The sequence below is a fragment of the Bacteroides fragilis NCTC 9343 genome, from assembly GCF_000025985.1.
Lineage (GTDB): Bacteria > Bacteroidota > Bacteroidia > Bacteroidales > Bacteroidaceae > Bacteroides > Bacteroides fragilis.
The window spans coordinates 4,543,251-4,568,024 of the sequence record NC_003228.3; the positions used below are offsets into that span (position 1 = coordinate 4,543,251).

A 24,774-nucleotide genomic window follows, 5' to 3' on the forward strand; every position below is an offset into this window, starting at 1 on the left:
CCTTCTTTTTATTATCATATGAACTATATTAAGTTATCGGTTATTTTAGGGATGCAGATAAAGAAATAAGCAAGCAATAGATAACAAGAGATAGATATATAATCTTAATAATCAGACAAAAAAAGGAATAGCACCTTTTTACAAGATACTATTCCTTGTTCCTAATCCAATCTTTTTCCTTATTAAACAGTACCTTTTATATTTCGACTGCAAAGTAACAGGAAAAACACTCTCTGATTGTTACATCATTTTCAGATTCATTTATATAGTTATAGTTTATCCAATGGTTTACGACATTGTGTACTCATTTGTTTAAAATAAGTAGGGGTAAATCCTGTAACTTTCTTGAACTGATTGCTTAAATGTGCTACACTTGAATAATTCATAATATAAGCTATTTCGCTAAGTTGCATATCATCATAGACAAGCAACTCTTTGACTCTTTCTATTTTCTGATAGATGAAATACTTTTCTATCGTCCGACCTTCATTTTCAGAAAACAAGCCAGACAAATAAGAATAATCCAAATGAATGTTTTCACATAAATAATCAGATAAATTAGTCTTCAACATACCGTTTTTGCGATGCACCAACTCGCGAATACAAGTCTTTATCTGCTCGACTATCCGGGAACGTTTGTCATCTATAATTTCAAAACCAACTTTCTGTAATTGATCTAACAATTCCTGCATTTGTTTCTCTGTTGGCGGACATAAAAGAACTATTTCTCCTAAAGCGATATGGGCAACCTTCAATTCAAGTTGGGATAAAATATTTGTTACCACCATTATGCAGCGGTCACACACCATGTTCTTTATATAAATCTTATTCATATTTTTAACAATTATCCTATTTCTACATACTAAACAATCAAACTTCCTAACTGATATACTGTAAAAGCCAGCCCCCATGCCAGAACTAAAGTATAACCCATGGAAAACAGTGCCCATTTCCAACTTCCTGATTCTTGTTTTATCGCAATCAGTGTTGCTATACATGGGAAATAAATCAGCACAAACAGCATATAAGTCAAAGCGACGAGTGGAGTGATAGGAATACGATTTGAAAGATTCACGTTCTCAATATCACTTTCATTCGTATAAAGAACTCCTAAGGTACTAACCACCAACTCTTTTGCACCAATACCCGAAATCAATCCGACTCCAAGTTTCCAATCGAATCCCAAAGGTTCAATCATCGGTTCAATAGCTTTTCCGATTTGACCAATATAGGAATTTTCCTGCTGTTCTGCAACTGTTTCGTAATTATCATGTGGATAATAACCCAAAAACCAAATAATAATAGAGGCAACCATAATAATACTGCCCATTTTTCGCAAATAGTGGTTCCCTTTTTCCCAAGTATGGCGAAAGATGCTTTTTGCTGTGGGCATACGGTAGGGAGGAAGTTCCATTACAAAAGGAGCATCATCGCCTTTCATCAATAATTTACTAAAAATACGTGCCATGAAAACAGCTAATAGGATTCCCGTGGAGTAAACGCATAGCAATATAAAACCGGCATGGCTTGGAAAAAAAGCCTGAGTCATGACCAAGTAAATGGGTAAACGAGCACTACATGACATCAATGGATTAATTAACATGGTTATAATTCTACACTTGCGATCTTCAATGATACGCGATGACATGATTGCCGGTACATTGCATCCAAACCCCATGATAAGAGGAATAAATGATTTACCATGCAATCCCATACGGTGCATAATCTTATCCATAATAAATGCAGCACGTGCCATATATCCCGAATCTTCCATAATGGATATGAAGAAATACAAAATCAGAATATTCGGTAGAAACACGATAACTCCTCCCACTCCTCCTATGATGCCATCGACAAGCAGAGCTTTTAATGGTCCTTCGGTCATATTGTTGCGTATTTGATTTCCTAATTGCTCTACCAACCATTCGATACCTTGCATGGGATAATTTCCAAAGACAAATGTAACCTCAAACATTATATAGAGGAAAAGGAAGAATATAGGGTACCCCCAAATATGATGGGTTACAATCGTATCTATTATGCGAGTCACCTGCTCTTTTTCCTTTTGGTTATTTACAAATGTCTCTTTTAATGCTCCGGCAATGAAACCATACTTGGCATCAGTAATAGCCTGTTCGCTATCTTCATTTATTGCCTTATAGAGACGTTGAGTTTCTTTATCCCGCAGAGCTAAAATTTCACTTCCATTAGGCAGCGTCTTGACAAATAATTCTATGTCCTTGTCTTTCTCCAATAGTTTGATGGCTAAGAAACGAGTGGAATATTTGTGACGAATCTGCTTGTTGTCACTAATCAACTTCTTTACAGCCTCAATGCTACGTTCCAATTCTGGTCCATGATTGATATGGATATGACGGAAATACGCATGAGATTTAATATGTACTTCCTCGCTATGACTTCCAAATTCATGGTCAGGAACGTATGTTTCATGCCATCCTTTTAAATCTTCCAACACTTCTGTACGAACATCCAACTTTTCCTGCGTGAGAAAATCAATACCTTCGTAAAGACTGATAATAATGTGGAACAATTTATCAACACCTTCTCCTGTACGGCAAACGGTAGGTACCATAGGTACGCCTAACAATCGGCTTAACTTAAGATAATCTAGTTGATTACCACTCGCTTTGAGTTCATCAAACATATTTAGGGCGACAACCATTCGCACATTCATATCAATAAGCTGGGTCGTAAGATAAAAATTGCGTTCTAAGTTTGATGCATCTACTACATTGATAATCACATCAGGAGTTTCTTCGATAATGTATTTGCGCACATATACTTCTTCCGGTGTATAAGTTGATAAAGAATAAGTACCAGGTAGATCCACTATGCGAAAATGGTATCCTTGAAAGTCAAAAGCGTTTTCTTTGGCATCTACGGTAACTCCGCTATAATTTCCTATGCGTTCATGGGCACCGGAAGCGTAATTAAATAACGAGGTTTTCCCACAATTAGGGTTTCCTATTAATGCCACATTAATAGTACGCCGTTTCCCTTTTGCCAACGTCGCCATCTTGTTTTCAGGTATCATGGTCTCTTCTATTATAGGACCATAATAAGAATCTTGAGTGGTGCGCGTTTCTTGTTCGCTCACCACCTCAATCATCTCGGCCTCCTGCCGTCGAAGGGAAATTTCATAACCCAACAAACTGTATTTTATCGGATCTTTCAAGGGGGCGTTTAAAATAACAGCTATAGTCTTTCCTTTGATAAATCCCATTTCCACGATGCGCTTGCGAAAGCCACCATGTCCCAAAACTTTGACTATTATCCCTTTTTCTCCTGTTTTTAGTTCAGATAAACGCATATCCTTAAAAAGTGCAAGATAGTTTTATTAAAGGACGTGTTAAATCTATTTACAAAAATGAGTAGATACAAACTGGAGAACTTCAGGCAGTACTGAACGCCAGTATCTCCAATCATGTTTTCCATTCTGCATTCTGAACTCATGAGGAATTTCCATTTTCTTCAAATCTGCATGTAGTAACACATTATTGGGTGATAAAGCATCGTCATCCCCACAAGAAATATACCATGATACAGTTTGCTTTTTTTCTTCTGGCAATTGTTTGAATAACTCGTAAACATTATACGGTTTGTACCACTCCATCAGTTCTTTTTCTGTAATATTAGGGTATCTGGATTTTATATAATCTTTTTCATACCCTCTAATGGCAGCACTTAGCGGACAAGAGGCAACAAACATCTCTGGTTGATGCAAAGCATAGAAAAAAGCGGCTCCACCTCCCATAGATGCACCGGCAATGGCACGGCTACCTTTTTCTGTACGACAACGATATGTCTTTTCTATATATGGAATGAATTCTTGAAAAAAGAAATCCTCAAAATTGAAATTGTTATCAGGGTCGTTAAAGTAACTAATATGCCTATTCCCGAAATTTGCATCCGGTGTTACCACAATCATAGGAACAATTTTTCCTTCCTTAATGGCATTGTCCATATAATGTTTCAAATTGCCATAGTTAATCCATCCCTGTTGATTGGGAACAGTTCCTTTCGGACCAGCTGGATGGAGTAAATAAAGAACCGGATAATTTCTTTCTGACGAATTGTAATCAGGTGGTAAATAAATACCATATTTCCGTTCTCCACGCAAAACTTCACTGTTTAATGTTCTTTCATCATATACGACCCCTTCATTTTGGGCAAACAATAGCCTGCTACTTGCAAGCAAAACAGAAAGAAATAAAAAAATCTTTTTCATTTGTTCTATCTTTTAAATGGTTATATGTAATATTGCAGACAATCGTGATAAAAACTCCTGAGCTTCGTCCATTGTTAGGCAAAGAGGCGGTAAGATACGGATTACATTGTTTCCTGCAACTCCGGTAAAAACTTTCTGCTCAAATAATAGTCTTTGACGAATTTCTCTGACTGCCACATCAAATTCCAATCCTATCATCAATCCTCGTCCACGTACTTCTTTTATATATGGCATTTTGCGGAGTTCATCAATCAGAAAATCACCTACCTGTTTGGCATTCACGACAAGTTCTTCTTTCTCCATAATGTCCAATACGGAAATAGCGGCAGCACAAGCCAAATGGTTCCCTCCGAAGGTTGTTCCTAATTGACCATATATGGATGTGAATTGGGGAGAAATCAATACGGCTCCCATAGGGAAGCCATTGGCGATTCCCTTTGCGACAGTGATTAAATCCGGACGAATACCATCATACTGATGTGCAAAAAATTTTCCACTACGCCCGTATCCTGATTGTATTTCATCGAGAATTAAGATTGTATCGGTCTTATTGCACTCTTGTTGTAGTATCTGCATAAATTGCGATGTAGGTAATTGGATTCCTCCGATTCCTTGTATTCCTTCTATAATGACGGCACACACATCGCCCTTAGAAAGTTCCCGCACCAATGATTCGGTATCATTCAATGGCAGATAGGTTACATGCCCATTCTGATTAATAGGGGCTATAATCTTGGGATTATCGGTAGCCTCAACCGTCAATGAAGTCCGACCATGAAAAGCGTTTTTAAAAGCTATAACTCTGGTTCTTCTATTATAAAAGGAAGCTAATTTCAATGCGTTCTCATTGGCTTCTGCCCCCGAATTTACCAGAAAAAGTTTATAATCCTCGTATTGGGACATTCTCCCCAAGCGTTCTGCCAACTCTTGTTGTAGTTCGTTTTTTACAGAGTTTGAATAAAAAGCCAATTTACCGGCTTGTTTGGTAAGGGCATCTATAAAGGAAGGATGCGAATGGCCTACCGAAATAACGGCATGACCTCCATAAAGATCCATATACTTGGTTCCTTTGTCATCCCAAACAGAGCATCTTTCTCCTTTGACAATGTTTATGTCAAAAACAGGATATACATCAAATGGTTTCATTGTTTGTCCCATTAAATCAGATTCTATACCAGAAGTTCCAAAGCACTCTTGATTCTTTTCATTGCTTCTACAATGTTCTCATCACTTGTCGCATAGCTGATACGAAAATATCCGGGTGCGCCGAAAGCGTCTCCACTGACAGCTGCCACGTGTCCGACTTCCAGCAAGTACATCACCAAGTCTGTGGAATTGTTGATTACCCAGTCTTTGTATCTCTTACCAAAAAAACTGCTGCATTTAGGGAATAAATAGAATGCCCCTTCAGGTATATTGACTTCCAGACCTGCAATTTCTTTTCCTAGTCTCACTACCAAATCTCTACGTCGCTCAAATGCTAAACGCATTTCTTCCACACAGTTCTGCAAACCTCTATATGCGGCTTCTGCGGCTTTCTGAGAGATAGAACAAGGACCACTGGTATATTGTCCTTGTAATTTAGAACATCCTTTTACAACCCATTCCGGACCGGCAACGAATCCTATTCTCCATCCGGTCATAGCATATGCTTTGGATACTCCATTGATAATGATAACCCGTTCTTTGATAGTCGGAAATTGAGCTATACTTTCATGCTTGTCCACATAATTTACGTGTTCGTATATTTCATCGGATAAAATGAGTACATGCTCATGTTTGGATAACACGTTTGCTAATTCTTGAAGTTCTTGCCGGGAATAAACAGTTCCGGTGGGATTGTTGGGAGAACTCAGAATGATTGCACGTGTCTTTGAAGTAATGACGGCTTCCAATTGTGAAGGTGTTATTTTAAAATCTTGTTCTATTTCAGTAGGTACAACTACAGGTACACCTTCAGCCAGTTTTACCATTTCCGGATAGCTTACCCAATAAGGAGCCGGAATTATCACCTCATCTCCCGGATTCACTACTGCCAATATAGCATTGCAAACAGATTGTTTAGCACCATTTGAACATATAATTTGGGAGGCTGAGTAGTTCACCCCATTTTCATTATTCAATTTATTCGCAATGGCTTCCCGTAAAGACAAAAAGCCCATTACGGGCGAATAATAAGAATAGTTCTGTTCTATGGCTTCGATTGCTGCCTTTTTAATATGTCCGGGAGTATTAAAGTCGGGTTCTCCCACACTCATATTAATGACATCTACTCCTTTAGCCTTCAACTCTGCACTCTTTTGGGACATCAAGAGTGTAGCTGAAGGGGATAAACGGGTTACATGACTGGAAACTTGATTCATCTGTTCTATCTTTTAGTTCAACATTACGTTTTATCCTTTAAGCAAATTCAACAACTCGTATGGCTCTTCTATTATATATTGGGCGCCATTTGTCAATAGCTCGTTTCTATCTCCATATCCATACAGGACACCAATAGTATCAATACCTATTTTTTTGGCAGCCAACATATCATACTTTCTGTCACCTATCATAACCACATTATCAGTGGCTGATATGTTGTTTGCAGATAGTACATATTGTATCACGTCTGCCTTGTTCGAACGGGTGAATTCTTCGTTATCCCCACCTATAAATTTGAAATAAGTATCTAACTTGCAATCAGCCAAGAGTTGTTTTGCGGCATATTCCGGTTTTGTTGTTGCCACATATAATTCCTTGTTGTCATTTTGTAATTGCGACAAAACTTTCTCAATATTTTGGAACACCTTGTATTCATGAATACCTTTCTTCATATAATATTCGTCATACAGCTTGCAGGCAATTTCAACCTGTTGAGGTGAGAAATTGTATATTTCCCGAAGAGAATCCTGAAGAGGAGGACCAATCATTGGTTTGAATTCATCCAAACAAGTAACTTCGATATTGAAATATTTTAAACAATATCTTATTGACTCGGAAACTCCAATCTTAGAATCAATTATCGTTCCATCCAAATCCCATAATATGTGCTTATACCTTTTCTGTGCCATTTTTATTTTTTTTGCAAAAATACAACCTCTTAATTCTTTGCCTGTTACATAATTCGGGTATTTATTTGTATAATTTCAGTTGTTTGTATTCCCCTCTAAATAAGTTCATAACTACATACTTGAATAGGCATATCAAGGTTGTGCAATACTTTTTCGAGTTGTATTCCTTCCCGATTGTCATATTCATATCCGAAAGTGGCGCGAATACCTTGCAATATGAATTGAGTGGCACGGTCTAAGGCAATGGGTAGGCTATCGCCTTGCAGCAAGGCTCCGGTGATAACGCTTGTAAAAGTATCGCCCGTTCCGGGATAATGGGCAGGCAGGTAAGGGCAGGTCACTTTCCAGTAACGATTGCCGCTACGATTGTAGGCATAGACGGAGGTTTTGCTCTTGTCGCCCGCAACGGGAACGCTGGTAATAATCACTACCTCTGGACCGTAATCGGACAGTTGGCGAAGGTAAGATTTCAGTTCCTCATCCGTGTTCGTTTCCCGATAAGGGATGCCCAATAGATAAAATAGTTCCGTCAGATTGGGAGTGATGACATCTGCTTTGGTAATGAGATGCTTCATTTCATCAATCATGGACTCGTGAAAGTTGGCATAGAGTCGCCCATTGTCACCCAACACCGGATCTACAACGACCAGACCGTCCGGCTGACGGAAGTCTTCAATGAAATTGGAGACGATGTGTATCTGGTGCGGAGAACCCAAATAACCGGTGTAGAAGGCATTGAACTGCACTTCCAACTTCTTCCACTCGGAGATGATTTTAGGCATTTCGTCCGTCAAATCAAGGAAAGAAAATTCCGGATACTGGGTATGATTGGACAACACCGCCGTAGGCAGTGGACACACCTGGAACCCCATTGAGGAAAGAATAGGGATAACAACCGTTAAGGATACTCGTCCCAATCCGGACAAGTCGTGAACGGCAACAACTTTCTTTACTTTATTTGCATACATAAGGCTTATACGGATTTGATGTTTAGCTCTGATAAAATTTTACGCATTGCCTCCATGGTCGTAATGCGTGTAGGTACCAAGGGAAGACGTAACCGGTTTTCAATCATCCCCATGGCATTGAGCATAGCTTTGACACCTGCCGGATTTCCATCCACGAACAATAGTTTGAATAGTTCGGTAAATTGGTGGTGAATGGTAAGGGCATTGGCATAATCGCCATGTAGAGCCAAACGTACCATGCGGCTGAACTCACGCGGGAAAGCGTTACCTATTACAGAAATGACACCTGTTGCCCCCAAGGTAAGCAATGGAAAAGTAATGCCGTCGTCACCCGAAATCACATCAAATCCGTCAGGCTTGTTCTTGATGATATCGTCCACTTGAGTAATGTCACCGGACGACTCCTTAACGGCTATCACATTTTTGAAATCACGTGCAATACGCAGGGTCGTTTCCGCTTTCATATTTGTACCTGTCCGTCCCGGAACATTGTATAAAACAATAGGCAGTTCGGTAGATTCGGCAATGGCTTTGAAATGTTGGTATATTCCTTCTTGGGAGGGCTTGTTGTAGTAAGGTACTACTGAAAGAATAGCATCTACACCGGTGAAGTCCTCATTTTTCAGTGTCTCTACTACGGTAAGCGTGTTATTTCCACCTACGCCTAAAAGAATCGGGATGCGTCCGTTCACACGTTCAATAACCGTATGTCTTATTCTTTTTTTCTCCTCTTCGGTCAATGTGAGTGTTTCGGCCGTAGTGCCCAATACACACAGAAAGTCCGTACCGTTCTGTAGCAAATAATCTACCAAAAGGATAAGCGCATCATAATCTACGCTTCCATCTTCTTTAAATGGGGTAATCAATGCTACTCCCATTCCTGTCAACCGAGTTCGTGTCATATCTTCTAAAATTCTTATTATTCTCTCAACACGTAATCACCGGCTTCTTGGGTAACCATGTTCTGTAGCTCTTCCAAAGTTTTCTCGCCATTGGTAAATTCAACGATGGCTACCGATGGATTAAGAGTTACCGTAGCACGTATTCCTTCCATTTTGTTCAATGCTTTTTCCACACGCATACGACAATGATTGCAACTCATTCCTTCTACTTTAAATTCTTTTTTCATAAATTTTTCTGATAATGTTTCTACTTTCTCTTCAAGTTCTCTATCTTGCTCTGTGACGGATAAATTAACCGAAACATCTGCATTTTGTATCTTCTTTTTTCTCAGCCGTAGGCTGTTGCTTACCACGCTGACACTACTGAACGCCATAGCTGCTCCGGCTATCATTGGGTTTAATAAAAAGCCGTTGATGGGATAAAGGATACCTGCCGCTACAGGTACACCAAGCAGATTGTAGATAAATGCCCAAAACAAGTTTTGGCGGATGGTTCGTACCGTTTGCCTGGACAATTCAAGAGCTTCTGGTATCTTTGTCAAGTCGGAAGAAATAACAGTCATTTGGGCTACATCTATGGCTATGTCACTTCCGCTTCCCATGGCGATACCCAAATCTGCTTGTGCAAGAGCTGCGCTATCATTTATGCCATCGCCCACCATCGCAACCTTTTTACCTTTTTTCTGCAACTGGCGGACAAAAGCTGCTTTGTCTTGCGGCAATACTCCTGCTTTATAATGCTGTATTCCTGCTTTACGGGCAATCTCCCTGGCGGTAGTTTCATTATCTCCGGTCAATAAATGCACTTCAATATTGGCAGCTTTCAGTTCCGTTACAGCTTGTATGGAGGTTTTCTTGATTTGGTCTGTAATAGCAACGATTGCCAAGGCATTTGTGTCATCCGCAAACCAGATAACGGTTTGTGCTTCTGCCGTCAGATGAGTAAAGTTGTTGAACAGGACAGAAGAGATAGCAATCTTATGTTCTTCCAGTAATTGGCGATTACCAGCATAATAGGTCTTGCCTTCCGATTCTCCTTTCACACCCTTTCCGGTAATACTCTCGAAATGTTTGATTTCGATTTGGCGAGTGTCCTTAAAATAGCTGGTAACAGCTTCGGCAAGTGGATGTTCCGAGAGTTTCTCCAAACTATAAAAGATACTTTCTGCGTTTTCCGACAAGTTATTCCATACCACCGTGCTGACCTTTGGCTTACCTTCAGTCACAGTTCCGGTCTTATCAAGTACAATGGTGTCTATTTTCTTGGCTGTTTCCAGACTTTCGGCATCTTTTATCAGAATACCTCTTTCCGCACCTTTGCCGATACCTACCATAATGGCGGTGGGGGTCGCCAAGCCCAAGGCGCATGGGCAAGCGATAATTAATACAGTAACCAAAGCCAGTAAGCCGTGTGTGAATCCGTTTGTTCCCCCCAGCATAACCCATACCACGAAAGACAATACGGCAATGGAGATAATAGTAGGAACAAAAATACCTGCTATCTTATCCACTATTTGTTGCACGGGTGCCTTACTTCCTTGCGCATCTTGTACCATATGGATGATTTTAGCCAAAAGCGTGTCGGTTCCTACTTTTTCAGCCCGAAAACGGAAACTTCCTTTTTGATTGATGGTACCGGCAAAGACTTTAGAATCTTTATCCTTGGATATGGCTATCGGTTCACCGTTAAGCATACTCTCATCCACATAGGATGCACCCTCTGTAACCACACCGTCCACCGCAATACGTTCACCGGGTTTTACTAAAAGAATATTTCCTGGTCGGATTTGTTCGATGGGAATTTCCTTTTGTTCGCCTGTAGAGGTGATAATGGTTACGTTTTTAGGTTGCAATCCCATTAGCTTTTTGATGGCTGATGAAGTGTTGCCTTTGGCCTTTTCTTCCAGAAGTCGTCCCAATAGGATGAAGGCAATAATAGTACTTGCTGCCTCGAAGTAAACGTGCGGATGAACACCCCTTGACACCCAGAACTCTGGAAAAAACAGGTTGAACAAGCTGAACAGATAGGCTATTCCAGTGCTGTTTGCCACCAACGTATCCATATTGGCACTGCCATGCTTTAATTGCTTCCATGCATTGGTGAAAAAGCCTCTTCCCAACCAGAAAACAACCGGAGTAGAAAGTATCCACATAATTAGGTTGGCGTATGGCATATCCATGAAGAACATACCGATAATGACAATCGGTATAGATAGAATGATGGCCCATATCGTGCGTAATTTGAGTGCATGGTATTTTTGATCGTGCACTACTTCGACCTCTTCAAGCATATTGGGAGTCTGTTGAATCAACAGGTCATATCCGGCAGCCTGAACAGCTTGTTGCAATGCATTGGGAGTACATACGGAAGGGGTATATACCACAGTAGCAGTACCGGCCGCATAGTTTACAATAGCTTTGCTGACACCCGGTTGGCGATTGAGTACCTTATCTATTCGTGCGGCACAAGAAGCACAACTCATACCTATAATAGGAAAGTTTTCTTGAGTCAAATTCTGATTTTCCATAAAGCGTGATATTTTTGATGTCTTATTTGGCTACAAAGATAAGATGGGCTATTCTTTTGGCTGTTACAGAATTTAGGAATAAATTTATAAGATTGTATGCTGTAGCTTTTGTATAATTACCGATTTCTTCAAAGTTAAGTTTATATAGACATTATAGTAAGGCGAAATAATTACTTTGAATTTTCTGTGGAGGAAATAATACAATTGTCGGTGACAATTTAATCTACAAAAAAATGTATTTATTCACGAAAAATAATACATAAACAGTTTATCATAAACTATGATTGTTATTTATAATTGGTTATGAAGCAGTCCTCTCGAATCTTGCTATATTTCCTTATCTCTTATTTCCTCAAATAACAATTTCCTCATTTTTATTACCCCGTCATGACTTCCCCTTGCATGGTTCAGGGTGCGAAGCTACGGCCGGGGCCCCTAAAAATCTGCAAGGCCGCTTCGCGCCCTACGGGTTTTGGCGAAAATTTTTCAATCCGTCCAGCCGGGCGATTGAAAATTTTTCACCAAAAGCCTTGCACATTTTCTCCCCGTCCGTATCTGCCCCCTGAAACGAGCAAGGTGAAGCCACCGACAAGGCATAAAAAAAAAGTCAATGTTATGAAAAAGAGAACAGAAATACAGCAAGATTTGAAACGAGGCTTCGGCTCCGCTCCAACCGGCATAAAAATTTTGGTGAAGTGGTCGCTGGTCGGTTTCATGGTGTATGTGGCGGTGCGTTTCGTGTGTGCCTTCGTCGGTGGTGTGGTGACGGGGTTAGGCGGTATTCTGCCCACGTTGGTAGTTTTGGCGGTGGTGTTTTTCCTCATCCGTTCAGTATGGCGCATCCTTTTCCTTTCCGTTCTTCTCCTTTTCATCATCCTTTTTTGCGTGATATTCTGAACCGAAATATTAATCATTAAAACAATTCATTATGAACAAAGTACATTTATTGGGAGCGAACAGAAGCTATGACAGAGACGAACAGACCGTTTCAGTCAATCAAGTGGTAATGCTGGAAGGTTACAGCTACGACAGCTATGTAGTGTATGAAGTAAACCGCAGCCAGTGGGGAATAACCTATCATCTTATCAATTTGCGGACACACGAGTTTCATACTTCCGACCTTATCCGACCCTTGTCGGAAAAATTCGGGATAGGCATGTATTATGACGATGCGAACCCCAAGTTTTTGGATCCGTTGGAAACAGCCGCCCTGCTTTCCAAAGCGAGGGAGAAGAAAACGGAGGATGACAGAAAAGCGGAGGAAGAACGGCAGAGGAACAAACACACCGCAAAAATCGGAGCGGAACGCTTGCGCCCCCTTATCCCATCGGATGCGAAAGCCGTCATTATCGGTGAACTACGGGTGAGCGAGTGTGACAGCTATACGGACTACTACGACTACCGTATAGAAAGAACCGTGATTTTAGGCTTTTCCACCCATACACGAAACCTCTTTTCCGAAATGCGCAAATATGCCGCCAATTTTGAGGGAACGGCTTATCTGGCAGAGAACGACAAGGAATACGAACACCGTGAAAATTACAGCATGGGGGACGGCATGTATTTGGGGCGTAACAAGTACAGCGGTTGGACGATTTCAAAAGAGCGGATTTACGACCTTGAAAAGTTCATCGAACGATACGCCCACACCGCAGGGGACGAAGCCAACATTTGTCTGAAAGCACCGCAAGGGGAAACTGAAGCGCAGCAGCCGACAACATCCGCAGACCTCTCAACGCTCAATCTTGAAATTGTGGAATACAGTGAAAAGGCGATAGCCGTATTCGGGGACACCAAGCCGATAAAGGACGTTTTGAAAGGCTTGAACGGTCTGTTCCGTGCGAACCTTACCTATAACGGTGAAAGGCGTGCAGGATGGATATACAGCAGGAAGCAGGAACAGAAAGTACGTGAGACACTCGCAACGTATGCCAACGTATAGAGACGTAAAAGGCAGGGCGGAACAAACCGCCCTACCTATCGAAAGTAATTCAATCAATATCAACCCATTAAAATTTATAGTTATGAAAACGAACAAGAATGCACGGAAGAACAACAAAGTTCAGAAATCAGAGAAAGAAACGGCAGTAAAGGTAACCGCTTTGGCAATCATCCCCAAGCCAATGACGTTAATCTGTGGGCAGGACATACCCACAACTGCCGGAGTGACGGAAGCACCCGAAACGGCAACCGTTCCCACCATTGTGGAAGAAACACCGCAGCAAGCCACGCCCAAGACACCGCTTGCAACGGCAACGGCTGAGACAGACCTTGACATCACAGCCGTACACCCAAGTGCGGACAACCACCGCAAGACCTTCAATGACACATCCTTGCAGGAACTTGCCGACAGCATTCGGGAAGTGGGAGTCTTGCAGGCCATTGCCGTACGTCCACGCACGGCAGGCGGTTACGAAATCATCTACGGCGAACGCCGCTACCGTGCCTCACTGCTTGCAGGAGCAAAGACGATAAAGGCAACCATATACGACCATATAACGGACGATGAAGCGGAGGACATGTCACTAAGCGAGAACTTACAGCGTGAGCAGGTATGCCCCACCGAGGAAGCGAGAGCCTTCAAACGCCTGCTTGAAAAAGGCAGGTACGACATGTACTCACTCGTCAGCCGCTTCGGACGGAGCGAGAAGTATATCTATACACGTTTGAAACTGAACGAATTGTATGCGCCTATCGGTGAACTGCTGGATAACGGGACAATCACCGTCAGTGTGGCCGAGGAAATAAGCACCTATGAAACCAATATCCAAAAGGACGTGTACGAGAGTCACCTGAAGCAGGGCAATAGGGACGATTGGAGCGGTTACACGCTCAATCTGTTCAAGAAACATTTTGAGAAATATTACACAACCGACCTTGAGCAATACAAGTTCGACAAGACGGAATGCAAGGCGTGTGCACACAACGCAGCCAACTACAACCTTTTTGCCGAACATAACGGGTGCGGACATTGTACCAACCGCAAATGTCTGGAAGCCAAGAACTCTGCGCATGTGGCAAAGGAAACGGAGAAACTGTTGAAATCCGATCCGAAGCTGGTGATCGCCCGACCTTATTACGGAAGCCGTAACGACACGGCACTCCAAAAATTGGACAAGAAAGGGCATGAAATCAAAGAACTCGATTACAACGTATCGGCAAGGGAATTTCCCAAAGCACCCGAAGCACCGCAAAAGGAGCAGTTCTCCGAACCGACAGAGTATGAACAAGCGGTACAGACCTTTGAACAGAAAAACGAGGAATACGCCCGAAAGGTGGAAGAACTCAACCGTAAAAAGGAAGAGGGCAAGATAAAGACGTACGTCAAAGTGGGACAGACAGAACCCGAACTTTGCTATGTGGAGATAAACAGGAAGGAAATCGCCCCCGTTACCATTGAGACATTGCAGGAGCGGGACAAGCGTTTCAAACAACTCTCCACCGAGAAGATTGTTACCGATACGAAAAAGATAGTCCGTGAGAATGACTATCCCGAAAGTCCGTTTACGCAATACGAGGACGGAATGCTTTATTTCATCATGCTGACCAAACTGCAAAGGAAGCATTATCCGCTTTGCGGCATCAAAGACCAACCGATGCCGTTGGACGAGAAACAGCGGATGAAGATTGTAGCCAAACTGACGGACGCACAAAGGACGGTCATCAAACGCGATTTCATCATCCACTCCCTCTGCGAGGGCGGCTACGGAGACAATAACGCATCCAAGCTCTTGAGGGACTTCGCAAACATGCACTTCCCCGACCAGTACGGACTTGCCAAAGCCACCCACGAGGAAGAATATCAGAAAAGGCACGAACGTTTGGGAGAGAGGATAAAGGAGATGAAGAAAGCGGAAAAAGCGACAGCGAAAAAGGATGAAAAACAAAAAGTTTCCCCTGCATTGCCCCATGATGATAAGGCCGCTTGAATGTATAGTATTGAAAGGTGAAAAATTTCACCTTTCAATACCCGATCCGATTTTTATAAGATTGTAACATTATGGAGAAAGAAGAAATGATTGATACCATCAAACAATTTGCGTGTTCTTTGGCAGAAAAGGAACTGATAGACAAGTACGGGAAATTGCCCGAACGACTGATGACTAAAAGAGGGACATATCGTTCAAAGTATCAGGATGAATTTAACAAGCTATACGATAAATACGAAGACAGGCTTATCCGTTTATCGGGAAAGAATGCGGATGAACTGTTCGTATGCGAGTAACTATTTTATGTGCCGGGACTATTATCCGGCACATATTTTTTCCGTATTGAAAGAACAAAGGGCGGACGACCCCACCCACACCGCCACCGTAATTATCATCCCAACCGTGAATATATGAAATATATAAGAATCTCCCCGAATGTGGAATACTCCACAGACATGGATTTTTTCCTTGAGAACCAGATACTCTGTATTGTGGACAAGGAAGGCACGAAGTTTTGCAGTCTGATAGAAAACAGACTGTTCATGCGTTCCAAGAACCGCCGCATCAGCAAACGGATGCAGGAGCACATCATGCGTGAAATCCATAGTGACATCTGCCGTCTGTGCTATGGCGGAGAACCGGTGGACTGACCTGCCACACCCCACACCTGACAAGTGACCGTATTAAAAAGTCGGGCCGTCCTTATAGGATTGCCCTACTTTTAATATTCTTACGTAGTTGAATAGAATATCAAGAAAGTTATAAGATTAGAAATAGTTGAATGATAACATATAAGAGCAGCCTTTAGCTGTTTAATCAGGCAGACAGGTCTCTGTCCACTTATCTGTTTTGTTTGATAGCTATTTAGCTATAAAGCTATCTGTCTATTCAGCTATATAGCTATTTAGCTATCCGGTTACCTATGTAAGCATCCGCTTAATAATCCGTTCTCCTATTCATCTATCCGAACATCTGTTTGCCTATACATCATTATATATGTATGGCTGTATAAGCGGATAGGCAGCCTTATGAACGCTTGCCTAAAAACATACTTAATCGAATAGCTGTTCAAAAAGAAAACTACCCGGACATTTATTCGGATAACTGTTTTTTCATCTATCCGAATAAGTAGCCGAATGACTATCCGGCTGCAAATAAACCTCAAGAGAGCTATTCATAATTCCAAAGTCATTTATTGGCGGTTGTTGGCGGGAACCGCTATAATGCTCAGACAGAAAAAACTATCTACCTTTGTCGCCGGGAGAACGCAGCCCGTTCTCGGAAGAGAACGTAAGACAAATCCTTTAGACCTATAATCCGGCCGGGCCGGATTTTTATATGCGTCAGCATATAGCGAGGTGTACTTTGAGGCCCTCACTTGAAGTTCAGGCCCTCAAAGTCTCGCCCGAAAGGTCTTTCGGGGACGGCGGTTCTCCCAAGTCGAACCTTTTAAAATATTCATGTCATGAAGAAAAGAATGCTTGTCAGAAACGGAGCGGGGCACAAAGTGCTCGCTGACCCACGGGTGCATCGCCACTCTGTGCGGTTGAGCAGTGAGGAAAATGAAAAATTCCTCACGATGTTTGAACAATCGGGTATGAAGAACAAGGCCGAATTTATCTTCGCCCGCATCTTCGGTTGAGAGTTCAAGGTGGTGAAGATTGACAAGGAAGCGCAGGAGTATTACGCCCAGCTTACCGCTTTCTATCAGCAATTCCGCAGGATAGGAAATAACTATAACCAATGTGTAAAGGCCATCCACACCATTTACGGAGAGAAGAAATCGCTTGCGTTTCTCTACAAGCTTGCCGAAGAAACCCGTAAACTGGAAGAAGTATGCAAGCTGGTCATCGAACTTACAAAGCGATACGAAAAGAATTATCTCACGAAAAAAGAGTAACCTGATGATTCCGAATATCAGTTCCGGCAGTTCCTTCTATGAGTAGCTTCCTCGATGAAGATAGTAACGATATGACGGAGCAACAGATACAGGTCAACTATCGGCAAATCAAGCAGGATATCGTTGAACTGGTGAAAAGGAAGTTGATTCGGATTGAGAATAATACGAAGTTCAAGCATTTGTCTGGAGGAGAAGGGTAGTTCTATATCTAATCTTTAGTTTAGGAGGTAATATTTAATCGTTGGTGACTATATACTGCCTTACAGCAAAGTCCCCTATAAACATTATAATTGTTTATAGGGGACTTATCTTTTAATACGTTCTACTTACTTAACAAGGATTCACACTGTAAGGCAATATATAGTTACCTAATCGTTATCTCCTATTCTTATCTTATTGGCTTTGTTTCTATTGCTTACAAAGATAGTTTATGTAGTTTGAAAAGAGTTATATCCGAAAACTTACACATAACCGAGTTGATTTTTTATTCAAATCTTATATTGTATTATCATAAAGTGCAAAAATTCTTTTCAATATCATTAACAAAGAAAAGAATATGTGGATAGATAGAAAATAAATCAAGGATGATAAAATATTAGTAATACACCCCAGCTCCTTTGCATAAGTAGAGATTAGTAGTAATAATAATTCTATAATACAAATAAGTATTATGTATGAAACATTATAAAAACTCTCCTTCTTTGTTGCAAGAAGCAGTTCTTTCTTTTCTTTATCTATGTTTGCTGGCGGAACATATGAAATCAATAGCATTAGTAGATTTAGAAACAATCCTATAAATATAGATAAAATAACACCAAGTAAATTTTCTAATCCAGACGTGATTTCAATTTTTAGACTTAGAAATACTGAAATAGCACAAGGGATAATATAGAAAGTCCATAAATCAGCCATATTCAACTTCTTTGAATTTCTCAAAGTTGAAATATGACTTTTTATAATTCTAATAATATTTATCTTACTTGATATAAATTTCATTTACTTATAATTTACAATATCTTTAAACAGTTTAAGTGATTCTTCTCTCATAGAATTAAATTCAGCATATCCATCTTCTGTTTTTGAAACTGTTATCAATTGGGATATATTGGGCGTTTTCAGTTTTGAAATAGAAATAGGACGCTTATTACCATTTAAAATAGAATCAATTACAATTTCAGAATCCTCATTTAGTCCAAATGGCTCCAATTCTTCTATAGTTTTAAAAGATGGATGTCCATCTGCAGCTATAGATTTTATTTTATCAACTAGTACTCCTGCTATATTTTTCTTCTTAGCAGTTATTTTTACCTCAATAGTACATTCTTCATCTTCATCAATCTTAATATTTGTATATTTGATCCGCAATGTCAGCAGGAACACTTTTTCTCTTAATCTTAATTCGAGAATATTCTCCATCTTTTATATAATCAATTAATTTGTCATGACCTAAAACAATTTCACTTTTCATTGTAAGTTTGTCGGTCCCCAAATGAGCAATAATACTTGACCTAATTGCATATACTATATCAGAAAAAATATTTTCTGATGCATCATTTTCTGTAATCATGAATAATGAATTCAATTTCCATGAAAAAATTAGCAAAAAGAATACTGGGGACAATACTGCCTCAGAGGGTTTTATTTCACCTACTAATTTATTCTCATTGCTATCTAAAATGATTTTGCGTTTTCCAGTAATGCCTTTTTCTACAATGCCACAAATACATTGATCCAACTCTGAACCTTTGTACAATGATTCTATTTTATTATTGTTTTCTTTTGTTTTAATCATCAATTGAATCTTTTCCTCTTTGTCTACATTCGTGTACTTATGTACATCTAACAAATATTGAGGTAGAGTTGTTAGAATGTGAGTGTACAACTCTTTAGTTATATTCATAGGTTCTGATTTCTTTCCCTGTTTTACTTTCCCTACAAGATTGACTATTTTAACTTTCTTATCTATTTCTGCCATAAAAATTGATTTAATGATGATACAAAGCCAAAATTATAAAAAAAGAATAAAGCACAAAAGAAAATAACAAAATATCAATTTAAATTAATGACTTAAACCAACTTGTGCCATTTCCCACCATCTCCCACCAACCATTCCTCACCGCCATAAAAACGTAATATCCTGCATTTTTTATGCCATATCTTCTCAGCCACAGTCTAAAGTTTTCCCGTACAAATCAATTATTCTACAATGTATGGCTAAAAAAGAAGCAAGAACAAGAAGAGGTGAAGGACGAGTACATAATGGCGGTCCTTGACAAGAGAACGAACAAATGGCACTTTTCTTCTCCAATTTCAAAAAACAGTATGACAATCCCTACAGTTTCAGTTTTTCTTTGTACCGTTGGTATCGTTGGAAAAGACACTTAACGCAGTGGTGCAAATCCCCAAAGTGGAAGATCCCGGCATGGATGGTAAAAAATTGGTAGAGAACAGCGAACTGAACGATGAAGAGGGCATTGCCAAACTCGCTCAACGTTACAAATTCGACGAATATCAATTATCGTAGAAGGACCTGAACACCGTTGGCATTGACAAACTGCTGCTATTTGAAAACCATATGATAAGCGAACTGCTGAAAGATACAATCACCTCTACTTTTTTATTGTAGCCTCTCTTAATAAATATCTGATAAATACATTCTAATAAATCACCTTGTAAATGTTGACTTTATAAAAAATATCGCTTTAGCAAATTTAAATGTCATTTTTTTGATTTGCTGATGTTTGTTGCTATTTTTATACACTGAAACTAACCATTAAAAACATAAAAAAACAGTATAAAATTAACGTTATGACTGCTGAAACATAATCTAGGGGAGGGGTGAAAAATCCGTTTTCTATTTGTAAAATCAAAATATAACTGTATCTTGACATCTGAAATCAATGATGGCACATGATTAATGGTGTAAATCAAACATGTGATAAATCATGATTTTTTAATGCAAAGCATTAGAAGACCAACACTCTAAGTCCTGAAAATCAAAGCATTAGATTTATAAAAGAAGTTTGGGTTCGAATCCCTGAAGGTGTCGTCCACCCGATGTAGTATAATGACCTTATTTTTATTGTTCATGACGCACATTACGGAGATATTATAAAGCCATTGGCTACTCAACCGTTGAACAACCGCCACAAAAAGACAGAAAATGTCAAATTGAGACAAAAATAGCCAGAGATACTCTTCACGACTATTCTATAATAAACAAATAAGTTATACCTTATTTTTTTAAGGTGTTAATAATCAGATTTGTATAAAAATGGATGTCTGTATATTTTGTTATATTCCAAATATTGCCTACCTTTGTATATGAGTTATTTGAAACTATGCAAAGCTGTGTAACCGAAAGCAAAACTTTTGCTACTAAATCGTTACCTACATTTTTTAATAATGTAGTTGTCTTTTGATTTACAACAAGTTACAACAAAGTACCAAGTTCCAAAAAAAGAAACTCTTTAGTTTCATAAACACTTTGCATCAGAACAAAATCTCCCCAACCATAATCATGAGTAGGATCATATCTTCCGGAAGGCAATTTATATTTTCCAAGAGAAAGATGGTAACGAGGAAAGATAGAATCACAAGTTATGCCGTAGATCGTATCATTAATAAACGAATAAACGTTACTTCTTCCACGATAGAGCCAAGAAGGATCAGAAGATAATTGTACTATTTCCTTATCACCAGAAGATAAGTAAGGGATTTGCTCCATCAATGTCTCCCCTTTTCCATTCGCAACACAAGCGCTTATGAATGTCTTACTATTATCAGGCAAATAAACAGTACCGGGATAATAAACCAAACAATCTCCCATTACATCGATGGTCCAACTAAAAAAGACAGGCCATTTTAAAGAAAACTCTTTGACAAAGCTGTTATCCCGCATATCATAGACTGTCAGGCTACCATTACGGCTGAACGGATAAATAAATACCAAACTATCACTGACTGTGAAACAGTGAATATTAGCTATCTCTCCAGGACCCTGACCTACATGACCGATTTTACGGATAAACTTTCCCGAAGTATCAAACATCATGACATGCCTCTGATTTCTTGAATAAATAAAGACAAACTTCTCCGTCCGCTTTAGCTGCTTTATATCACCGACTAATATATTATCCTGCGTTTCCAGTTTCACATACTCCACATCTTTCACGATGTCACTCAGCAGTAAAGGCTTGCCGCAATCTTTCAGGTTGTTAGCAAGATCAATGTCTTTAAAGGTTTCCTCAACCGGTAAAGCGTTATCATCCACCATATCCGGAGAAGAAGACTTGCTGCCACAAGCAGCAAGAAAAAACAATACCAAAAACAATGCGATATAATCTAACTTCATAGGACGATAATTTATAGGTTATTACTAATAGTTGGATTTAAGTTTCCCAATCATAAGAATGTCATTATCATTTTCGTGCAAACTATTTCTCAAACCAGTGGCTCGCTTACGTATTTCAGGCTTTAAATCAGTTTGGGCAAGAACTTTATCTAAAGCATCCATCAGTTCAAGAGGATCGTAAGAGATACAGACATAACCGTTGCGCATAGTCAAGAAAGGATAAGAAAGTCCCAAAAAGTCATTTGTAAAACGATCAATACGCTTCACACTACCATCTTTTTTAGAAACACGAACATTAAATACAGTCATACGAACGGGAGAACCATCTGATGGCATTTTAGCCGGTCCAATAGTTACTCTACTCCAATAATATTCCGGAGTCTCATGCAATGACGTTACAATATATTTATCCTCCTGCATTACATTATCCAAAGTAAAACAAGGTTTCAATACATTATTAGCAATATTATAGTGATATAGAGTATCAGGGCGTGTACGCCCGACAACCTGACAAAGGGAAAAAGAATAGGCATCAACATTCCGGGGAGCCAATACTTCATTGCTATAATCCGGCACAATTGCATAATTTACAGCAAATATTTTTTGCAAGATATTCCCCTTAAAATCTTGTACCCAACATAGATTCTTACTGATCGGTGCTTTTGGATTTCCTATATCAGTAAAGGGAAGAACGACCACTACAGCTTTTTCATTTTCCAAATCTATCCAAATGGAACTCTTCGTTATCGTTTCCGGCAATGAAATACTCTCTTTCGATAAAAATCGGCCTTTAAGATCAAAAAATAACATTTTTTGATTCTCAGCAATAACTACACGTCCCTGCTTTTCATCAAGAAATCTATTCACAGCATATTTATACTCTCCGGGGCCTTGACCAACTCCACCTATATCAGCCACATATCGTCCTTTACGAGTAAATAATTTCAAAGCAGAAACGCCATCCGGCTCTATTAAAATATAATTGCTTGAAACATCAATACCAGAAGGATAAGTGGCAACCAATGCCTCTTCTCTACCATCCAACTTAATAATTTCCAATGATTCTATCAAATCAGAAAACAACATTTCCTCACCCTTTAATTTCTCTATTTCCAGTAAATCGACAGCGTAAAAGGCGGAACCTTCTTTTATATCCCTCTCTTGGGGTATAAACAAAGAACATGAGGAAGCAGACATTGCAACCGATAAAAGAAAGAGAAGCGGATATAAAAGGTATCTTGTCTTCATATAAAAATAGATTTTGGCTGAAAGTAAAAAACTACTTTTCATAAAGCATATCGCAAGATACGAATTATTCGTAGAATGTTATTCTTTTAGGGATATGTTAAAAAGCATCTCACTCAAAATTCTTCAGTCTTTCAATTTGTAAATGGCAATAATTGGATTATCATCCTCGTGGACATTTTGCACGATCTATCAATATCACATATACTTGAGAACCTTCAGTGATTCGCCTGATAGCATTTAGAGATCCAACCGAAATTTATAGATTACTTATAGTTATTGTTTCAATTTCCCAATGATAAGAATGTCATTATCATTCTCGTGCAGACTATTTCGTAAATCGGTGGCCCGTTTACGTACGTCAGGCTCCAAATCTGTTTGGGTAAGAACTTTATCTAAAGCATCCATCAGTTCAAGAGGATCATAAGAGATACAGACATAACCATTCTTCATAGCTAAAAAAAGATAAGATAAACCTAAAAGAGGATCAGTAAAACGATCAATGCGCCATACATTGCCATCCTTTTTCGAAACGCAAACATTAAAGGCTGGTAAACGAACAGAAGAAACACTTGAGGAAAGATCATTAGGATATAAAGTGACTTGCGCCCAATAACTCCTTGAAGTTTCATATAAAACAGTACAAGCACTTTGATTTTCAGAAACAACATGATCTATTGTAAAGCGTGGAGTTATTATATTCTTTACTGCATCATAGTGATACAAAGTATCAGGGCGAGTACGCAACATGGGGTCTTCAAAAATAGAAAAAGAAATCGCATCCACATTCCGACATGCCACTAAGCCATTACTGTAATCTCCAATTAAACCGTAATGATTTGCAGAAATCCGATGCACGATATCACCCTCCCTATTTTGCACCCAGCACACATTGTTACTAATTTCAAAATTGGAGTTCTCATTCTCAGAAAATGGCAACCCCACTACAGTTACATGCTTTTTATCATGGTCCATCCAAATACAAGGCTTATGTACTATTTCCTTGAAATGAATAGCTTCATCTGACAGATAATTCCCCTTCAGGTCATAAGTAAGTATTTTATTTGCTCTTCCCGGACCTAAGTAAATACGTTTTTGTTTTTCAGCTATCATACAGAAATGTATCGTTTTGTACTCTCCAGGGCCCTGTCCTATACCACCAATATCCGCCACGTATTGACCTTTACGCGTAAACAACTTAATAGGAAATATAGCGTCTGGATTCAGCAAGATATAATTATCTGTCACAAAGATCCCAAATGGATAAGTTTTAACAAGAGCCTCATCCCTATTCTCCAACTTAATAATTTCGTATGTCTCCATTAAATCACCCAAAGACATCACTGTCCCTTTTATCTTCTCTATTATACGCAAATCAACAGAACGAAAGGCGGAATCTTCTATTATATCCCCCTCTTTGGGTACATATGAAGAGCAGGAAGCAAACATTGCAACCGAAAAAAGAAAGAGAAGCGGGTAGAAAAAGTGTCTTGCCTTCATATGAAATAGATTTTAGTTTAAAACAAAAGCATACAGTCCTAAAAACATGCCGAAATATACGAATAATTCGTAGAATATCATTTTTTAGGAATATGTTTATTAACACTATTAACAAAATTACCAAAAACGTGAATTCAACAAGCAAG

Annotated in this window: 20 protein-coding genes and 3 pseudogenes; 8 read left to right on the forward strand and 15 right to left on the reverse strand. The window is 39.5% G+C overall.

Going from position 1 to position 24,774, the window contains the following annotated elements:
* Positions 1-269: 269 nt before the first annotated feature.
* The 9 genes from BF9343_RS18640 to BF9343_RS18680 form a co-directional block, all read right to left on the reverse strand.
* Positions 270-833 carry a helix-turn-helix domain-containing protein gene (locus tag BF9343_RS18640; RefSeq protein ID WP_010993616.1) on the reverse strand — a complete coding sequence of 188 codons (564 nt, stop codon included), beginning with the start codon at positions 831-833 and terminating at the stop codon, positions 270-272.
* A gap of 29 nt (positions 834-862) precedes the next feature.
* Positions 863-3,331 carry a ferrous iron transport protein B gene (gene feoB / locus BF9343_RS18645; protein ID WP_010993617.1) on the reverse strand — a complete coding sequence of 823 codons (2,469 nt, stop codon included), beginning with the start codon at positions 3,329-3,331 and terminating at the stop codon, positions 863-865.
* Positions 3,332-3,376: 45 nt separating this feature from the next.
* A complete protein-coding gene (locus BF9343_RS18650; RefSeq protein ID WP_010993618.1) occupies positions 3,377-4,249 on the reverse strand; it encodes an alpha/beta hydrolase in 873 nt (290 codons plus the stop codon).
* 12 nt (positions 4,250-4,261) lie between these two features.
* Positions 4,262-5,395 (reverse strand): aspartate aminotransferase family protein, encoded by a 1,134-nt coding sequence (locus BF9343_RS18655; protein WP_041926269.1) that lies wholly within the window; start codon positions 5,393-5,395, stop codon positions 4,262-4,264.
* Between the two features lie 23 nt (positions 5,396-5,418).
* Positions 5,419-6,612, reverse strand: a complete 1,194-nt coding sequence (locus BF9343_RS18660; protein ID WP_010993620.1) for a pyridoxal phosphate-dependent aminotransferase — start codon at positions 6,610-6,612, stop codon at positions 5,419-5,421.
* Between the two features lie 30 nt (positions 6,613-6,642).
* The gene (locus BF9343_RS18665; RefSeq protein ID WP_010993621.1) at positions 6,643-7,302 is read right to left on the reverse strand and encodes an HAD-IA family hydrolase; all 660 of its coding nucleotides are present in this window, start codon (positions 7,300-7,302) and stop codon (positions 6,643-6,645) included.
* A gap of 95 nt (positions 7,303-7,397) precedes the next feature.
* A complete protein-coding gene (locus BF9343_RS18670) occupies positions 7,398-8,270 on the reverse strand; it encodes a pyridoxamine kinase (protein ID WP_010993622.1) in 873 nt (290 codons plus the stop codon).
* 5 nt (positions 8,271-8,275) lie between these two features.
* Positions 8,276-9,172: a 4-hydroxy-tetrahydrodipicolinate synthase gene (gene dapA, locus BF9343_RS18675; RefSeq protein ID WP_010993623.1), complete on the reverse strand. Its 897-nt coding sequence runs from the start codon at positions 9,170-9,172 to the stop codon at positions 8,276-8,278.
* Positions 9,173-9,189: 17 nt separating this feature from the next.
* Positions 9,190-11,700 (reverse strand): heavy metal translocating P-type ATPase, encoded by a 2,511-nt coding sequence (locus BF9343_RS18680; protein WP_010993624.1) that lies wholly within the window; start codon positions 11,698-11,700, stop codon positions 9,190-9,192.
* A 615-nt stretch (positions 11,701-12,315) separates the two neighbouring features.
* Between BF9343_RS18680 and BF9343_RS18685 the strand changes: the two genes are divergently transcribed.
* From BF9343_RS18685 to BF9343_RS23230, 7 genes and pseudogenes are all read left to right on the forward strand, one after another.
* Entirely contained in the window at positions 12,316-12,597 is a 282-nt protein-coding gene (locus BF9343_RS18685; protein WP_041926270.1) for a hypothetical protein, read from the forward strand.
* 31 nt (positions 12,598-12,628) lie between these two features.
* Entirely contained in the window at positions 12,629-13,642 is a 1,014-nt protein-coding gene (locus BF9343_RS18690; RefSeq protein ID WP_010993626.1) for a hypothetical protein, read from the forward strand.
* Positions 13,643-13,724: 82 nt separating this feature from the next.
* Positions 13,725-15,629, forward strand: coding sequence for a ParB/RepB/Spo0J family partition protein (locus tag BF9343_RS18695; protein ID WP_010993627.1), 1,905 nt, complete (start codon positions 13,725-13,727; stop codon positions 15,627-15,629).
* Between the two features lie 71 nt (positions 15,630-15,700).
* Positions 15,701-15,925 carry a hypothetical protein gene (locus BF9343_RS18700; RefSeq protein WP_032594842.1) on the forward strand — a complete coding sequence of 75 codons (225 nt, stop codon included), beginning with the start codon at positions 15,701-15,703 and terminating at the stop codon, positions 15,923-15,925.
* A gap of 114 nt (positions 15,926-16,039) precedes the next feature.
* Entirely contained in the window at positions 16,040-16,279 is a 240-nt protein-coding gene (locus BF9343_RS18705) for a hypothetical protein (protein WP_010993628.1), read from the forward strand.
* Positions 16,280-17,106: 827 nt separating this feature from the next.
* Positions 17,107-17,529: pseudogene (gene mobA / locus BF9343_RS24035) on the forward strand (conjugal transfer protein MobA).
* A 38-nt stretch (positions 17,530-17,567) separates the two neighbouring features.
* Positions 17,568-17,729, forward strand: coding sequence for a hypothetical protein (locus tag BF9343_RS23230; protein ID WP_274540572.1), 162 nt, complete (start codon positions 17,568-17,570; stop codon positions 17,727-17,729).
* A 295-nt stretch (positions 17,730-18,024) separates the two neighbouring features.
* Here the strand turns inward: BF9343_RS23230 and BF9343_RS18720 are convergent, their stop codons facing one another.
* From BF9343_RS18720 to BF9343_RS18730, 3 genes are all read right to left on the reverse strand, one after another.
* Complete coding sequence (locus BF9343_RS18720) at positions 18,025-18,441, reverse strand: hypothetical protein (protein ID WP_121955736.1); 417 nt, start codon at positions 18,439-18,441, stop codon at positions 18,025-18,027.
* 84 nt (positions 18,442-18,525) lie between these two features.
* Entirely contained in the window at positions 18,526-18,894 is a 369-nt protein-coding gene (locus BF9343_RS18725; RefSeq protein ID WP_010993630.1) for a hypothetical protein, read from the reverse strand.
* Positions 18,869-19,504, reverse strand: coding sequence for a hypothetical protein (locus BF9343_RS18730; RefSeq protein ID WP_041926272.1), 636 nt, complete (start codon positions 19,502-19,504; stop codon positions 18,869-18,871). The genes BF9343_RS18725 and BF9343_RS18730 overlap by 26 nt, the downstream gene beginning before the upstream one ends.
* Before the next feature lie 284 nt (positions 19,505-19,788).
* Between BF9343_RS18730 and BF9343_RS24225 the strand changes: the two are divergent.
* Positions 19,789-20,140: pseudogene (locus BF9343_RS24225) on the forward strand (DUF3945 domain-containing protein); the annotation flags it as partial.
* Positions 20,141-20,980: 840 nt separating this feature from the next.
* Here BF9343_RS24225 and BF9343_RS18740 read toward each other — a convergent pair.
* From BF9343_RS18740 to BF9343_RS18750, 3 genes and pseudogenes are all read right to left on the reverse strand, one after another.
* Positions 20,981-21,883, reverse strand: a pseudogene (locus BF9343_RS18740) (6-bladed beta-propeller); the annotation flags it as partial.
* A gap of 24 nt (positions 21,884-21,907) precedes the next feature.
* The gene (locus BF9343_RS18745; RefSeq protein ID WP_041926342.1) at positions 21,908-23,131 is read right to left on the reverse strand and encodes a 6-bladed beta-propeller; all 1,224 of its coding nucleotides are present in this window, start codon (positions 23,129-23,131) and stop codon (positions 21,908-21,910) included.
* A gap of 273 nt (positions 23,132-23,404) precedes the next feature.
* On the reverse strand, positions 23,405-24,628 hold the full coding sequence (locus tag BF9343_RS18750) for a 6-bladed beta-propeller (protein ID WP_010993634.1): 1,224 nt from the start codon (positions 24,626-24,628) through the stop codon (positions 23,405-23,407).
* Positions 24,629-24,774: the final 146 nt, after the last annotated feature.